Here is a 16452-nt window from a genome sequence, read left to right as displayed (position 1 = left end):
GTGAAACTGTTCGAGAAAAATGATGTCTTCAGGATTTTAACGGAAGTAATTTCGGAAGGTATCCTCATCGTTAATGATCAACAGGTAATCGTGGCTAGCAATGAGGTGGCCAACCGTATGTTTGGTTATGAAAAGGGAGAACTCAGTGGTATACCCTTGGAAGTTTTGATTCCTCCCGAAAAAAGGGAACGCCACCGTGTTGATGCCGATGCTTTTTTTAAAAAAAGCAAGAATCGACAAATGGGGCAGGGGTTGGACCTTGTTGGTGTTCTTAAGGATGGCAGTGAGTTTCCCTTGGAAATAGGGCTGAATCCATTTACGCTGTTGCAGAAAAGATATGTAATGGCCATTATAGTGGACATTTCGGAACGAAAGAAAACGGAGCAGACCATAGATCACTGGTTCCAGATTTTCAATGAATCGCTCAACGAGATTTATGTGTTTGATGTGGAATCCTTTGTATTTATCAATGTAAATCGAGGAGCACAGCTCAATTTAGGCTACACTATGGATGAATTGAAGCAACGGACCGTGCTCGACATCAAAGCAGACTTAACTGAAAAGAGTTTACGACGGTTAATCGCTCCCTTGATTCATAAGACAAAGGAAAAGGTGGATTTTGAGACCATACACAAAAGAAAGGACGGTTCCATCTATCCTGTGGAGGTGCATCTTCAATTGTCTTCCATCGGCAAAAAAGAGGTGTGTCTGGCCATTGTGCTGGACATTACGGAACGAAAAAACTACACCCAACACTTGGAAAACAAAGTGGAGGAGCGGACACATCAGCTTCGTGAAGCACTAAAGGCGGAACAGCAATTGAACGAGTTGAAAACCAAGTTCCTTTCCTTGGTTTCCCACGAGTTTAAAACCCCTCTGACCAGTATATTAACGTCTACCTCCCTGCTATCAAAATATACGGAAACGGAACAGCAGGAAAAGCGAGATAAACATATCAATACCATCAAGGAGAAAGTGAAGTATTTGGATAACATCCTTACCGATTTTCTTTCCATTGAGCGACTGGATACGGGCAAGGTAAAGTATAACCAGACCACATTTCCGTTGAGCAAGATCATCAATGAAGTGGTGTATAATTCCAACACGCTGCTCAAAGAGGGGCAACGTATCCAGTATCCACAGAATATTGATGGCATATTTGTAACTTTTGATGAGAAAATCATGGCATTGGCCCTTTCCAATTTGTTGCACAATGCCATTAAATATTCTCTGGAGGATACCAATATTGAACTCCGGGTCAAGGAGAGCAATAAAAACCTTCAGATTGCTATTATTGATGAGGGAGTCGGGATCCCGAAGGAAGACCAGCCCTTTATTTTTGAACGTTATTTTAGGGCAAGCAACGTTTTGACCAATCAAGGAACGGGGATTGGGCTCAACATTGTAAAACAGCACATGCACAACCTAGGAGCAGATATCAGTTTTAAAAGCACGTTGGGCAAAGGCTCAACATTTACATTGACCATACCAATAAAGAACAGCGCAGATGAAAAAGATTCTATTGGTTGAGGATGATACCTCATTACGGGAAAATATTGAGGAACTACTGGATTTGTCCGGATTTCAGGTGTTTTCCACCCCAGATGGACGAATGGCGATTGAAATTGCGAAAAAGGAAAACCCTGATATTGTTCTGTGTGATATTATGATGCCCGAAGTTGATGGCTACGAAGTGCTCGCGCAGTTTTCTTCCTGTGAAAGCACCAAACATATTCCATTTATTTTTGTTTCTGCCAAAACCGAGCGACAAGATGTGCGAAGAGGCATGGACCTCGGTGCCGATGACTATTTGACCAAACCTTTTGAGGAAGACGAGCTATTGAATGCCATCCAAACCCGTTTGGAGAAAGCCGAGCAGCTTGAAACTATTTTCGTGAAGCGCAATGAGCACAAGAAAGAACATGACATTAGGTCGTTACACGAATTAAAGAACTTTTTTGATGATCATGGAGAGCTGTCATCCTTTAAAAAGGACGAGACCATCTTTACCATTGGCGAGCATTCCAACATGGTGTACCTTATTCTAAAAGGTGTGGTAAAATGCTGTGGTTTGGACGAAGAAGGCAAGGAGCTCATTACTTCGGTATATGCGGAAGATGATTTTTTGGGATTTACATCCTTGACCGAAAACCTCCCATACCGCGAATATGCCATTGCCTTGGAAGATGTGGAGCTCGCCGGAATTTCTAAGACCCAGGTCAAGCATATATTGGAAGAAAACCAGCAGGTTTCCTTGGAATTGCTCAATGTTATGGCCGAAGATTTGGTGCACATTAAAAGGCAGTTGCTACAGATGGCATACAGTTCAGTGCGTAAAAAAACTGCGCAAACCCTGTTATTATATTCCAAAGCGATGCATAAGGGAAAAGAAACCCCTTTGAAAATAGCGAGAAGTGACTTGGCCGGAGTGGCCGGCATTGCCACCGAAAGTTTGATCAGAACCTTATCAGATTTTAAGAATGAAGGTCTCATCGCTATAAAAAACAGAGATATATGGGTTCTCGACCAAGAGGCCCTTCATCATGTCCACTAGTCTGGAATGACATTTATCATTCCATCTTTTATGGGGAATGACAAACTTGCAGGGTCATTTTAGTGGATTATGAAAAACATTTTAATCCCAACCGATTTTTCAGAAAATTCCAAGAATGCGCTGCAGTATGCCCAAGTACTTTTTAGCTCGATGGAATGCAACTTTTTTGTCCTAAATGTGGGTACGCTCTTGGACACTAAAGTGGAACCTTTTGGGGTTTCGGCTGACATGGATAAAGATTCATCCAAAGAAAATACCAAGGAACAACTGTTCGATTTGGTTGATGAATTCAAAAGCCAAAGCATCAATAAAAAACACCATTTTTTTGCTGTTCCAGAGTACGGGTTTTTTATCCAGAGCATCAAAAAGAGCTTGGAGGAACATCACATTGATTTGATAGTCATGGGCACCAAAGGAGCATCGGGACTTAAGGAAAAAGTAGTGGGGAGCAATGCGGGGGATGTCATCACAAAAGTGCAGTGCAACACCTTGGTCATTCCAGAGGAAGTGGTTTTTTCAAAGCCTAAGGAGGTTGCTTTTCCAACCGATTTCAATATTTTTTATTCCCACGGAATATTGAGTTCCATGGCGGAAATCTTACAGTTGGGGGATAGCAAATTTAGGGTGATGAATGCCGTGAAAGACGGGGATTGGCTCACTGTGGAGCAGAAAAAGAACCGGGAGTATCTTTTTGATTATTTGGAAGAGACCTTTCCGAACAAGTATAGCTTTCATATAATTACCAATAAAAATGTGAAATCGGCCATTCAGTGTTTTGTGGAGAGCCGGGATATTGAAATGATCATTATGGTGGCCAAAAACCTGAACTTCATTCAGCAAATTTTGTTTGATTCTATTGTGGAGAAAATCAGCTTTCACACCAAAATTCCATTCTATGTGGTCCACGAATAGTTCCCACTTTCTCGGGGATTGACCAATATCATTTTTTACCATTTCAAGCACGGCTATCTTTGGGAAAAGAGGTCACCATGCGAACTATTCTCATTCCCACGGATTTTTCTACGAATGCGCTTCATGCGCTGCAATATGCCCAAGAGCTCTATAAATGCGAGCGCACTTGCTTTTTTGTGCTCCATACGTATATGGACGAGGTCTATGGAAAATACAAAACAACATCTGCAGAGGCCATTGAGGTGCAAAAGGAGGAAAAGAGGAAGGAATCTGAGCAAAAGTTGGATGAATTGATTCAGTCTGTCATGGGAAATCCTGCCAATCCGCTCCATAATTTTGAAACGGTCGCATCTTTTGATAGTCTGGTGGATGGCATCAACGATTTTGTCAACGAGATGAACATAGACATGGTGATCATGGGGACCAAGGGAAGCACCAGTGACCATCAGTCTACCTTTGGTAGTTATACCATTGAGGTCTTCAAATATGTAAAATGTCCGGTGTTGGCCATTCCCGAGGATTTTGAATATAGACAACCCAAAGCCATTCTCTTTCCAACAGATTATATGTTGCCCTTCAAACGTAGGGAACTTAAACTTTTGGGAGATTTGGCAGGAAAGTTTAAATCGGAAGTGCATTGTCTGTACTTCACCGATTTTGAGGACCTGAGCCCCAGACAGGCAGATAACAAGCAATTTTTGGAAGATGCCCTTTCAAAGGCTTATCTGTCTTTTGAGACCACCTCGGTAAAGAACAAGTCCGAGGGAATTATGGAATACATAGAGGCCAACGAAGTAGGAATGTTGGTCATGGTGAACTCCAGGCATTCCTTTTTTGAGGATATGCTGTACCGCTCCACTGTTGATTTGCTCGGATTGAAAGTGAAAATTCCATTTTTGGTCATGCAAAATCTCAATCGATGAATTATAAAGAATACGATGATGAAAAAGATATTGTTGCCCACTGATTTTTCCAAGAACGCTTGGAATGCCATTGATTACGCACTCCATTTTTTCAGTAATGAAAAATGTACATTTTACTTATTGAATGCGTACACCCCATCTTTCTACAGGGTGGATTACATGTTCGGGGGTCCTGCGCAAAGTGCCATTCCTGATAATGGTATCAATCTGTCCATTGAGGGGTTGGAATATGCCTTAAAACGTATCAAGAAAGAATACAAAAACCCCAACCATCAGTTTAAGATGATCTCTGCTTTCAACACCCTTACCGATGAGGTCCACGAGGTATGCAAGGATAAAAATATTGATATGGTGGTAATGGGAACCCAGGGTGCTTCAGGCGCCAAGGAATTTTTCCTTGGTTCCAATACGGTTCATGTGCTTCGAAAAGCACCAATTCCGGTTTTGGCGGTTCCTACGGAATATCGTTTTAAGGAGGTGAACAAAATTCTCTTACCAACGGATTATTGGTCCAAATATAAACCCAATGAAATAGGGCCTCTAATTGATTTGGTCAAACAATTTAACGCCACTTTGCATGTGGTCCACGTAGGGGAAGACCATGATTTAACCCCACCACAGTTAAAAAACAAAGAACATTTGGTACATCTATTGGCTGATGTCCCAACCGAATTCCAAGATATTACGGACGCATACATGCCCAATGAGGTCCATACCTATATGGAAAAGAATGCTATTGGCCTCATTGCTATGATGAACAGAAAACATTCATTCTTGGAGCGGTTGATACTAAAACAAAACGTTGATGCCGTGGGCTATCATAGTGCAGTGCCCTTTTTGGTGTTGCCAGACACTGCGGAAATATCAAAAATTGGAAAAGATGAAAAATATTCTGTTGCCCACTGATTTTTCCAAGAACGCTTGGAATGCCATTTTTATGGCTGTAAAGCTTTATGTAGACATGGAATGCAACTTCTATGTTTTGAACACTTATGAACCCAAAAAGGAGAATATAGCTGGTTTTAAGAGTAGCACCAGGGCAGGAGTAGTATATCAATCATTATCTGAGGCATCTGAGAAACAGCTGATGGAAGTATTGAACTATTTGGAGAAAAACCATAAGAATCCAAAGCATCATTTTGAAAAACTGTCCAGTGCGGGAGAGCTTGTGGAAACCATACAAGAGCTTGTACCAAAATACGACATCGATACCGTTGTCCTGGGGACCAAAGGAGCAACTGGGGCCAAGGCAGTTTTTATGGGAAGTAATGCCGTAAAGGTGCTGAAAAGAATTAAAAACTGTGCTTTAGTGGTAGTTCCCGAGTGGTATGATTTCCAAAAATTGGAAGCGGTTGTGTTTCCAACCGAGTATGCTCATTTTTTTCCAAAGAATGTGCTTCGACCATTATTGAAATTGATGGCTCAATGGAATTCCAAAATCAAGATTTTCCATGTGGCACAGACCTTTGGCCTATCAGAATTTCAAAAGGCCAACAAAGAAATATTGAAAAAGCGTTTTGAAGGTCATCCTACCTCGTTTCATAAAGTAGCTATTAAAACCACCGTAGCCGCTGCCATTCGCCAATTTGCGGAAGAAGAAAAGCCTGATATGATTGTAATGACCAATTATTCCCACGATTTTTTTGACAAATTGACTCAAGAGCCGGTCGTAAAAAACGTAACTTTTAGGACCGAAGTACCGCTGATGGTATTTCCAGATTTTTCAGGATGACCACTAACCACTAAGCAATGAGACGAATAGTTTTGCCCACCGATTTTTCCAAGAATGCATGGAATGCCATTAGCTATGCACTTACCATATTTAAGGATGTGGAATGCGAATTCTTCATTGTTAACGCGTATCAAGTAGGGAGTTCGGGGCTGGCCACAAAAATGGGTAGGGCCAATGACACCCGTTTGTTTCGATTGATGAAGGAACAGTCCGAAAGAGATCTCGGAAGAACCTTGGAACAGATACAAGAATTTGATAAAAATCCAAAGCATAGTTTTAAGCCCCTTCCCGTGGTGGACAATCTGGTGAATGCCATTGGCAAAACGGTGTACAACAAAGAAATTGATTACGTTGTAATGGGCACGAAGGGCGCATCAGGTCTTAAAGAAGTTTTTATGGGGAGCAACACCTACAAGGTCATCAATGAGATAGATTTTTGTCCCATTATTGCTGTCCCGGATGAATACCAGGTTCGGGACTCCATCAATGCAATTGTACTGGCAACAGGATACGAACACGAGGTGGAAACCTATGAGCTCAATCCACTTTTAAAACTCGCTGCGCTTTTCGATGCTGAGATTTGGGTGACGTATGCCGGTAATACCGATGAGCTGACCCCCGAACAAATGGCCTCCAAAAAGGCAATGGGCAAGAAATTAAAAGGCGCGAAACATAAATTTATTGAGGTGCCAAAAGAAACCTCAATTCATGGGGCTATCCAAAAAATTGTGGAAGAAAGTAAAGAAGTGGATATGGTGGCCATGATCAATTATGGTCATGGATTTTTTGAAAAGCTCACCCATGAAGCCATTATCAAAAAAATATCCTTCAATACACAAGTACCTTTTCTGGTACTGCACATGTTTGAGTAGCTTACATAAAGGACTTTACAACCTGCACAATTTGGGATTTTTGCAATACTCCAGATTGACGCCACAACTGTTCTCCCTTTTTGAACAGCATCATGGTGGGTACACCCCTCACTTGAAATCTATTGGCCAAGGGTTGGTTTTTATCCACATCAATTTTTACAATTTTGATGGAGTCACCGAGTTCATGTTTCACATCCTTTAGGATGGGTGCCAACATTTTGCAGGGACCACACCATTCAGCGGAAAAATCAATCAAGACCAGTTGGTCAGAATCTATCAGGGCATTAAAATTTCCTTTCATCACACCAAAATTAGTATATGCAATTTATGAAATCCGATTTTTATGGGAGTTGATGGATATCATGGTTTAAGACGCTTCCCTGCTGTAGATTTGATAAAATTAACACGTCATGTTACGGATTGTATTGCCTACCGATTTTTCGGAAAATGCCTTTAATGCCATTGCCTATGCGGCTCGATTGTTTAAGGATACTACCTGTATTTTTTATGTGTTGCATGCCTATACACCGCCCATTTATCGGGTGGACTATGCCTTGGGAAGTCCAGGGCAGTTGGGCCTTCCGGATGACCATAAATATGCAGCAGAGCAGGCTTTGGACAAGACCATTACCAGAATTCGGTCCAAGTTTGATATTCCCAAGCATGAATATGTGTCCCACGCGGCCTTCAACACGCTGGAGGATGAATTAAAGAGCTTTGTCAATAAGGAAAACATAGATTTGGTCATCATGGGAACGCAGGGAGCAACCGGTGCCCGTGAAATTTTGTTTGGTTCCAATACCGTTCATGTTTTTAATAAGGCCATTGTTCCCGTTTTGGCCATTCCGTCCGACTTTGGATTCATTCCTCCCAAAAAAATATTGTTCCCAACAGATTATGAGGTGGATTTCAATAAGGCAGCGGTTGAATTTTTATTGATGTTGTCGAAGCTATGGGAATCCAAAATTCATGTGATGCATGTTACACCTCCTGCTGGACTTTCATCCCAACAAAAAAAGAATAAAATGGTTCTTGAAAAACTGATGAAAGGTTCTGCACACACCATCCACGACCTTCCAGACCAAGAACTGATTGAGGCCATCAATGGATTTCAGGAAGAAGTCCCCATAGAGCTTTTGGCCATGGTAAAAAACAAGCATTCATTTTTGGAACGCCTGTTTATTGAGCCCGTTGTCAAAAATATAGGATTGCATAGCAAAGTCCCTTTTTTGGTACTCCCATATAACCCATAAAATTGAGCGCCATGTTACAAATAGTTGTGCCCACCGACTTTTCCAACAATTCATATAATGCGCTGTTCTATGCCATTAAGTTGTTCAAAAATGAAAAATGCGTTTTTCATGTGGTGAATGTATGTGGCAACGGAAGTGATTCAGTTCGCAAAGAGGTTCAAATAGAATCTGAATTGGGTCTTGATGCCATTTGCCACAGATTGATTCGGGATGCTGGAACCAACAAAAATCATAAGCTAAAAAAGGTCTCATTATGTTCCAATGTGCCCAAGGGTGTTTCTGAATACGTAATAGACCATAAGGCTGACCTTGTGGTCATTGGGAACAAGGCTAAAGAGGAGGTAAAGCACATCCTTTTTGGCACTAATGCCATGCAATTGGTTCGGGAGGTCACTATGTGTCCCATTCTCATTGTTCCTTTGGAAATAGATTTTAGGAGCATCAAGAAAATTGGATTCATCTCCAATTATACACATCCATTATCCGATGAAAATTATAGAGCCCTACAATTTTTCCAATCGATGACAGATAGCGCCATGGTACCAATGAGTATTGATGATGGTAATCTAGACAACACAATAACAATGCACAAAGACCGATTTTTGAAGGTGTTCTCCGAAAGTATTTTCAAAGAGGTGGTGCTCCCGGTTTTTAAGGACAAAACACAGACCATTTTAGAATTTGTTGATTTATGGAGTATTGATATGCTCTGCATGGTCTATTATCCCCATCATTTTTTCTTGGAGTTCATCGGAAATGGGATTATCAAGGAGTTGAACACCAAACTTTCGGTTCCATTTTTGATCTTACCCGGCCAGACAAATTGACCTAAATCATGGCATAGGTTAATGGGCTGATCTAGTTTTAAAGGAAACCTGCAGTCCTTGCAGAGTAATTTGAATGATAATTGAAAAAATGATAGCATGAAACGTATTGGAATTTGGATGGACAAGCAAGAGGCCCTGGGAGTGGTCTTTGAAAATGGAAAGGAAAGTGATTTTCGTGTTCTTTCAGAAATGGATTTTTTCAATCCCAAAGGTGGCGCACGATCCAAGACAAAATGGGGCCCCCAAGATGTGGTGCAGGACAGTAAGTATTTAGAAACAGAAAAGCACCAGATGAGGCGTTACTTTCAAAAGATTGTGGAAGCCGTTGAAGATGCCGATCAATTGGCACTCTATGGCCCCGCGGAAGCTTCAGGAAAATTTGAGAAAGAACTACATGAGAACCATACACGGTTGGCAAAGAAGGTAAAGATTAGGGAAAGAACAGACAGTATGACCCAAAATCAGTTCAAGGCTATGGTGCGGGAATTTTTTAAGATTGATGAGTCATTATAGCTTCTCCAGAACTAATTCACCAAATTGATTTATATCATTTCGTAGAAGGTGACCAAGTTTTAACTTCATGCTCGCCTAAAACAAATGAAGGGCATTTCATCATGGTAGCAGATAAGAAAATAGACGCCATTCACAATGAACTACAGCGGTGGAAATCCCATCTAGAGTTCATTGAAGATGAAATGTCCTTCATTCAAAAGTTATTGAATTCCTACCTCTTTGAACCAAGGACTCCCAATTTGTTTGAACGGTTGCAACAGTTTAAACTGGAGTTCATGGCATCCAAAAAGGAAAAGGAGAAACTCACAAAGTTGATTCGCGGTCACGAAAGCCGTTTAGGGGGCATTTTTGAATGTACTTCTGAGGTTTGCGATATCAGCTACTACGAAAAACACAGCAAGCTAGAGAATAGGATTTTGCAGTATTTGGAAGAATATGTGAAGCTAAAAGCCAAGGTATACAACTATGCAGGGTCCGTATTGAAGCGAAGGAAGCCCGCGGAGTGATGATGTTCACCCAGCGATGATCATCAAGGTTCAGTTGCCTTAAAAACTAGATTCATTAATCTTAAAAATCAAGAATTATGTCACTTGTAAAATTTAATGGAAAACGATTTCCATGGAATGAAAGCTTGGTCGATTTCTTTAATCGAGACACGTTTGTCGATGATGATTTTTTCAATTTGGAAAAATCACATCCCTCAATGAACGTAAAGGAGCATGATGATGATTTTGAAATTGAAATTGCGGCCCCAGGGTTCAACAAGAAAGATTTTGAAATCACCATGAAGGATGACATCTTGGAAGTTTCCGCCAAAAAAAGCAATGAGGAAACTAAAAAAGATGAGGAGTACACCCGAAGGGAGTTCAACTACAGTGCGTTCACCAGAACCATGCAGTTGCCCAATTCGGTGGACCGTTCAAAAGAAGTAAAAGCAACCTACAAAGATGGAATTCTAAAGCTCAACCTTCTTAAGATGGAGGAAGCCAAACAGAATCATAAAAAGGTCATTGAGGTTGTTTAGGTAACACATGCGGCAAATGGAACTCCATTTGCCGCAACAAAAGCAAAAGCTATGAAATCCAAAACCCAAAAAGGAACATTCAGGGAGTGGTTCAGCGCGGAGGAGTTGCATGAAGAATCCAAAAAATGGTGTTCTGAACTCAAATTTGCCCGCGATGAGCAAAAATTTCTCAACCATATGATCAAGGACTATACCTTGGATATATTGGATTCTGATATGTTCAATACCATTCAGTCGGTGGTGGCATCATTGGAAAAGTCCGAATCAGAGTTGGTCAACATCTTCAAAAAAGTTCAATTGCATGAAAACCAATTGCAGATCATGGTAGATGATGTAGATCAAAACAAGATGGAAAATGCCTATTTGGATACGCATTCAGAATTGGCCAAGGAAGTCGAAGGATATTTTTCCAAATATCAGGACTCCAAGACCAAGATTTTTGATATCGTATCCAAGGTCATCAAAAGAAAAAAGCAAAAAAGGCTTCTTAATTGAGCAAATTTCCATTGGAAAAATCATAGCCTTCTCCTAAATGGGAGTAGGCTATAGTTTATAAAATGCAATTGAATGTTTTGTAACACGTAGACAATGAAAGTACTTGTATTCAGTGCCAAAGATTTTGAGATTGACAACCTTAAAAAAGCCAATGAGGGTAAGCACAAATTGACTTTTGAAAAAGAGCCATTAAATGCAAATACAGCGGTAATGGCGGCAGGATATGAGGCTGTTTCCATCTTTTCCAATGATGACGCCTCGCTGGTGGTTCTCGAAATTTTAAAGGAATTGGGTGTGAAGTACATCACCTTGCGAGCAACAGGTTACAACAATGTAAGTGTAAAATCCGCCAAAAGAATTGGGCTAAAGGTGGCCTACGCCCCTGAGTACTCGCCACATGCCATTGCAGAGCACACCGTTGCTCTTTTGCTGGCATTGAACCGAAAACTGGTGTTGGCAAATGCACAGGTTCATCAGCATAATTTTTTATTGGATAATTTGGTTGGTTTTGACCTTAATGGTAAAACGGTTGGAGTATTTGGAACAGGTCATATTGGGTCAATTGTGGTAAAGATTCTTCATGGATTTGGCTGTAAGCTACTGGCCAATGATATCAATAAGAATCAATACTTGGAGAATCATTACAACTTGGAATATGTTACATTGGATGAATTGTGTGCACAATCGGATGTAATAAGTATCAATGCGCCGCTTACCTACGATACCCATCATATTTTTAGGAATTCCTTACTCAAGAACATGAAGAAGGATGCCATTCTTATCAACACTGCCCGAGGAGCCATTGTAAAGACCAAAGACGTTATTCAAGCCCTTAAGAAGGGCAATTTGGCCGGGTATGCCACAGATGTGTACGAAGGGGAGGAAGGCATATTTTTTCGGGACAACAGTACAACCGGCATCAAAGATGAGCAGTTGTTGGAGCTTCTTGCATTGCCCAACGTGCTTTTGACCCCACACCAAGCCTTTGCCACTAAGGAGGCCTTGACCCGTATTGCACTCACCACTATTTATAACTTAGATTGCTGGGCAGAGGGTAAAAGTTGCAAAAACGAGTTGGGATACGAAACCTTTGTCTCATAAAACAGGACTGAGCAGTTTAGCAATGCCTTCAATCAATTTATTGATCCAAGGGCGTTTACTAAAGGTATGGTAGTCGTTCAGCATGATGGACTTGGAACAATCCTCCAAAAAATCTTTCTTCATCTGCTGGCACAAATGAGCGTCGTAAACAATAGCATTCGCCTCATAGTTCTGTTGAAGGCTCCTGTTGTCTAGATTGGCAGTACCGATGCTCACAATGTCATCATCAGAAATCATTACCTTGCTGTGCAAGAATCCATCGGGATAGAGGTACACCTTGATGCCCGCTTTTAGATACGACTCAAAATACGATCGAACACACCAATCCACCCATTTAATATCTGTACTGGAAGACATCAGCAGTCGTACATCGACCCCACTCAAGGCTGCTGTTTGCAAACTTTGAAGGATGGCATGGTTGGGAATGATGTAAGGGTTGATGATATAAACGTATTTTTTAGCATGGTTCATGATGGAAAAATACACTTGCTCCATCACAGCGAAATCATCATCTGGACTGCTGGGCACAATCTGAATGGGAGTACCCACATTCGGTGTCTTTGTAATATTAAATTGGGATACATCTACTTTTTTCTTGCTGGCCAAATACCAATCGGTGATGAAAAATCGATTTAAAAAATCAACGGCTTCCCCTTCAATTTTTAAATGGGTATCGTGCCACCTGCCCAAATGAGGATCGCCGCGGTAGTATTTATCCGAAATATTGATACCTCCCGTAAAACCGATCGCATTGTCCACCACAATGATTTTTCTATGATTTCTATAGTTCAGGGAAGAAAGGAACCGTCCAAACCGGAAGGGTAGGAATTGGGCCACCTCCACACCACACTTTTTGAGTCTTTGCAGGTATTTTCTACTCAGCGAGTAGCTGCCAATACCATCATACAACAGCCGAACCTTTACATTTTGGGCCACTTTTCGTTCAAAAATTTCCAATAATTTATCCGCTAAACTCCCTTCTTCAAAAATGTAGTATTGCAGATGAATATGCTCTTGGGCACTTTCCAAGGCTTCAAAAATACTTTCAAATGTATTTTTACCATCCTTCAGAAGGGTAAGGTCATTATGCTCGGTAACCGGACATTCAACCGTTTTATAAATAAGGCTGGAAATCTTTTTGTGCTTATCCGAAATCGTAATTTTTTCTGAGTCAATCGAAAGCTGATGTCTCGCACTGAACTCATTTTTTAATGAAAAAAGTTTGTTCTTCCTTCGGTTTCTTCCGAATAGCAGGTAGAGCAAAACACCGCCTACGGGAATGGTGAATATGGCTAAAAGCCATGCCAAGGTTTTACTGGGACGAACACCATTGATGAGAAGACTCGCCACGATGGCCAGCCCTATGATGATATACGCAATTATGAGTATGGTGAGCAGCATAAAGCACTAACAAAATCTCCTTAAACAAAGATAACCTACTTATATAAAGGGATCCCTGAGATAAATCAGATTGATTCAAGTTGAAATTTGTCCTAACAAGATGGAAGTTTACTTGTATCTCCAACTGGTCAAATCGGCGCCTTGTGGTGCACTTTCGGCTATTCGTTTCATGATTTTGGGAACATACATGGAGTTGTACCCTAGACGACTAATGGCATTGGGTTGTTCCGGGTCACCATTCCAGCAATGCTCCGCGCGGTCGCCATACAACACTTCGCCTTCATAATAGGGCTCTGTGGTACTTTCCAGAAAATCTTCCATCAAGTAGACGGCATTGTTGAGGTAGTAGTTGTCCATATCACCGCAATAAATATGGATTTTCCCTTTCAATTGTGGACCAAGTTTGTCCCAGTCGCGTTCCAGAATATGCCGTAAATCGAAGTTTTCCTTCCAATATTCCGCCACCTCATGGTCAATATCTCCCGTCATTTTGTCCCAGATGCGGACAGGGTAGCCATCATCACCTTGAGGTGAATAGGTGGCCTCCCAAATATCCCATTGTTGTCCCGATCGGGATTTATCCCCCAAAACCAATTCTAAATGATTCCCTTGTCGTAGGGTGGATTGAATGTCGCCCAGATAGTTTCGATGGGCAGGAACCTCCAACTTTTTATGGTCAGAATCGTAATAATAGGCGTTTTCATCCTCATAAATATTGGTGAGGCAATAGGCTCTGAAATCGATGGGGTCTGGGCAGGCGGCAAAGCATCCATTGTATTCTTCAGGGTATTTTACTTGCACCGCCAATGCTTCCCAACCTCCGGTTGACCCACCGTACAAGAAACGGGACCAACCTTCGCCCATGCCGCGGAATTGTTTTTCAATTTCTGGAATGAGTTCGTAGGTAATGGCATCCCCATAAGGCCCTTGACTGGCCGAATTTACCGCATAGGAATCATCATAATAGGGAGTGGGATGTTGAATTTCGATAATAAGAAAGCGAGGGAAATCGGGTTCGTTCCAACGCTGATAAAAGTCGTAGGCTTCTTGTTGTTGGATGAGGTTGTAGCCTTCCAAATCGAATCGTGCCGAATATTCAGGTTCTAAATTAGGGTCGGGCGGTGTGGTTCGGAAACCACTAAAATCACTTGGAAAATGTCCGTGAAATACCATCAGCGGATATTTCGCTTCGGGATGTTCATCAAATCCTTTGGGAAGCAAAACATGGGCACCAAGAAAGATATCCCTTCCATAGAATTCCGATAGTTTTTCGGACTTTACCTTGATGTGTTTTATCCATTCCGTATCCTCTGGTTCTGGAATCGGTGGAATTTCCTGATCCATGACCAAGGAAACATTTTCGATTCCATTTTCACCTACTGTTATCTTGAAGGGTTTGCTGTATAAATTACCTGGGGATGTGTTCCAATGTTGTCCCTCACCATTGTCCATAGGCAGTTTTACCGTATGCCCTGTGGATAGGTTGAAAGTTTCATACACATGTAAAAGGGCCTGGGCATTATATTCACCGGGAGGAACGTCTTCCAAACTAGGGTAGGGGTAGCCAAAAATGGATTCATCAAAAACGATGGATTGACCGGGAGCCATCCCATCCACGTTCATTCCGAAGATGAGTTGCGTGTTTAATCCATCATTGATTTGAAAACGGGGTTCTTTGCTATCGTCCGTTGAGAGCATCAACAGCAATCGACCATCTTTATTTTCGGTACTTGCAGTATCGTTGAAACTTACGGCGATATTATATTTTGATTTTTCAGTTGGACTGCAGGAAATCAATAAAAGGATACAACTGCTGAGGAAAAAATGAATCTTGGTCATGCTGGCGGGTTTAGACGAAAAAGATAGTTCATTTTATCAACTAACCCAAACCATAAAAGCCTTATTTATACGTATACTCGTTGGGTTCTATATGAATGAGAACATGCCCCAGTTCAGGAATTTCTTCCCTTAAATGGTCTTTGAGTTGATGGGCAATCCAGTGGCTCTTTTCCACCGTAATCTTGGCATCCACAATGGCATGAAGGTCAACGTGGTATTTCATGCCAGATTTACGGATAAAACACTTCTCAGTACCTAAGATTCCTTCCACTTCGGAGGATTTTTTTCTGATTTCCAGAATCAAATCATCATAAAGGTGTTCGTCCATGATTTCACCCAGCGCAGGGCGAAAAATCAAATAGCTGTTGTAGAGAATAAAAACCGAGGCTAAAAGGGCAGCCCAATCATCAGCGGTTTCGTAGCCTTCACCAAAAATGAGGGCAATGGAAATCCCCAAAAATGCCATCACCGAGGTTATTGCATCACTTCGGTGATGCCAAGCATCTGCCCGAAGGGAGGAACTTTGCGTCTGCTTACTTTTCCTGATGACGACTTGATATGAAATTTCTTTCCAAAGGATTATTCCACCCAGCACAAATAAGGTCCATGATTCAGGAACTTTATGTGGCGTTTGTATATGTTGAATGCTTTCGTAAGCTATAATGGTGGCCGATGTTACCAAAAAGGCTACAACAATGAAGGTAATCAGCGGTTCAATTTTTCCGTGGCCATACGGATGGTTCTCATCTGGTGGCTTTTCCGCGTATTTAAAACCCAACAAGACCAAAAAGGAAGAAAAAATATCCGTGGTGGATTCTATGGCATCCGCAATCAGCGCATAGGAATTTCCGAAAAAACCGGCCAATCCTTTTATCAAAGCCAAACTTATATTTCCAAGAAGGCTAAAATAGGTGGTTCGTATCGCTGTTTTTTCGTTGCTCATTTGGTTTTGTTGAGACTGCGCTAAGTTCGTGAATACAAATTAAAACTAGGGATATAAAAAATC

The 16452-nt window shown here is 41.4% G+C and carries 18 protein-coding genes; 14 read left to right on the top strand and 4 right to left on the bottom strand.

Going from position 1 to position 16452, the window contains the following annotated elements; translation table 11 throughout:
• The 7 genes from ACFSJE_RS04200 (at position 1) to ACFSJE_RS04170 (ending at position 6993) form a co-directional block, all read left to right on the top strand.
• Complete coding sequence (locus ACFSJE_RS04200; protein ID WP_379829728.1) at positions 1–1530, top strand: sensor histidine kinase; 1530 nt, start codon at positions 1–3, stop codon at positions 1528–1530.
• Positions 1508–2554, top strand: a complete 1047-nt coding sequence (locus ACFSJE_RS04195) for a response regulator (protein WP_379829727.1) — start codon at positions 1508–1510, stop codon at positions 2552–2554. The genes ACFSJE_RS04200 and ACFSJE_RS04195 overlap by 23 nt, the downstream gene beginning before the upstream one ends.
• Positions 2555–2623: 69 nt before the next feature.
• Positions 2624–3466 (top strand): universal stress protein, encoded by an 843-nt coding sequence (locus ACFSJE_RS04190; protein ID WP_379829726.1) that lies wholly within the window; start codon positions 2624–2626, stop codon positions 3464–3466.
• Between the two features lie 77 nt (positions 3467–3543).
• On the top strand, positions 3544–4389 hold the full coding sequence (locus ACFSJE_RS04185; protein ID WP_379829725.1) for a universal stress protein: 846 nt from the start codon (positions 3544–3546) through the stop codon (positions 4387–4389).
• 18 nt (positions 4390–4407) lie between these two features.
• Positions 4408–5295, top strand: a complete 888-nt coding sequence (locus ACFSJE_RS04180; protein ID WP_379829724.1) for a universal stress protein — start codon at positions 4408–4410, stop codon at positions 5293–5295.
• A complete protein-coding gene (locus ACFSJE_RS04175; RefSeq protein ID WP_379829723.1) occupies positions 5270–6121 on the top strand; it encodes a universal stress protein in 852 nt (283 codons plus the stop codon). The genes ACFSJE_RS04180 and ACFSJE_RS04175 overlap by 26 nt, the downstream gene beginning before the upstream one ends.
• A gap of 17 nt (positions 6122–6138) precedes the next feature.
• Entirely contained in the window at positions 6139–6993 is an 855-nt protein-coding gene (locus ACFSJE_RS04170) for a universal stress protein (RefSeq protein WP_379829722.1), read from the top strand.
• Position 6994: 1 nt separating this feature from the next.
• Here the strand turns inward: ACFSJE_RS04170 and trxA are convergent, their stop codons facing one another.
• Positions 6995–7294, bottom strand: a complete 300-nt coding sequence (trxA, locus tag ACFSJE_RS04165) for a thioredoxin (protein ID WP_379829721.1) — start codon at positions 7292–7294, stop codon at positions 6995–6997.
• Positions 7295–7403: 109 nt separating this feature from the next.
• On the opposite strand from trxA, the gene ACFSJE_RS04160 reads away from it, so the two are divergent.
• From ACFSJE_RS04160 to ACFSJE_RS04130, 7 genes are all read left to right on the top strand, one after another.
• Positions 7404–8246: a universal stress protein gene (locus ACFSJE_RS04160; RefSeq protein ID WP_379829720.1), complete on the top strand. Its 843-nt coding sequence runs from the start codon at positions 7404–7406 to the stop codon at positions 8244–8246.
• Positions 8247–8257: 11 nt separating this feature from the next.
• The gene (locus ACFSJE_RS04155) at positions 8258–9073 is read left to right on the top strand and encodes a universal stress protein (RefSeq protein ID WP_379829719.1); all 816 of its coding nucleotides are present in this window, start codon (positions 8258–8260) and stop codon (positions 9071–9073) included.
• A 96-nt stretch (positions 9074–9169) separates the two neighbouring features.
• Positions 9170–9586 (top strand): hypothetical protein, encoded by a 417-nt coding sequence (locus tag ACFSJE_RS04150; protein ID WP_379829718.1) that lies wholly within the window; start codon positions 9170–9172, stop codon positions 9584–9586.
• Positions 9587–9687: 101 nt separating this feature from the next.
• The gene (locus ACFSJE_RS04145) at positions 9688–10092 is read left to right on the top strand and encodes a hypothetical protein (protein WP_379829717.1); all 405 of its coding nucleotides are present in this window, start codon (positions 9688–9690) and stop codon (positions 10090–10092) included.
• 77 nt (positions 10093–10169) lie between these two features.
• Entirely contained in the window at positions 10170–10610 is a 441-nt protein-coding gene (locus ACFSJE_RS04140; protein ID WP_379829716.1) for an Hsp20/alpha crystallin family protein, read from the top strand.
• A 51-nt stretch (positions 10611–10661) separates the two neighbouring features.
• A complete protein-coding gene (locus ACFSJE_RS04135; protein ID WP_379829715.1) occupies positions 10662–11105 on the top strand; it encodes a hypothetical protein in 444 nt (147 codons plus the stop codon).
• A gap of 93 nt (positions 11106–11198) precedes the next feature.
• Positions 11199–12206: a 2-hydroxyacid dehydrogenase gene (locus tag ACFSJE_RS04130; protein ID WP_379829714.1), complete on the top strand. Its 1008-nt coding sequence runs from the start codon at positions 11199–11201 to the stop codon at positions 12204–12206.
• On the opposite strand, the gene cls is transcribed toward ACFSJE_RS04130, so the two are convergent.
• The 3 genes from cls to ACFSJE_RS04115 form a co-directional block, all read right to left on the bottom strand.
• Positions 12201–13607: a cardiolipin synthase gene (gene cls, locus ACFSJE_RS04125; protein ID WP_379829713.1), complete on the bottom strand. Its 1407-nt coding sequence runs from the start codon at positions 13605–13607 to the stop codon at positions 12201–12203. The genes ACFSJE_RS04130 and cls overlap by 6 nt on opposite strands.
• A gap of 108 nt (positions 13608–13715) precedes the next feature.
• Positions 13716–15446 (bottom strand): alpha/beta hydrolase-fold protein, encoded by a 1731-nt coding sequence (locus tag ACFSJE_RS04120; RefSeq protein ID WP_379829712.1) that lies wholly within the window; start codon positions 15444–15446, stop codon positions 13716–13718.
• Positions 15447–15507: 61 nt separating this feature from the next.
• Entirely contained in the window at positions 15508–16389 is an 882-nt protein-coding gene (locus ACFSJE_RS04115; protein WP_379829711.1) for a cation diffusion facilitator family transporter, read from the bottom strand.
• Positions 16390–16452: the final 63 nt, after the last annotated feature.

The organism is Flagellimonas iocasae (genome assembly GCF_042682725.1).
GTDB lineage: Bacteria > Bacteroidota > Bacteroidia > Flavobacteriales > Flavobacteriaceae > Flagellimonas > Flagellimonas iocasae.
Note: the sequence above shows the minus strand (reverse complement) of the source record. Positions and strands in the feature narration are given on the sequence as shown.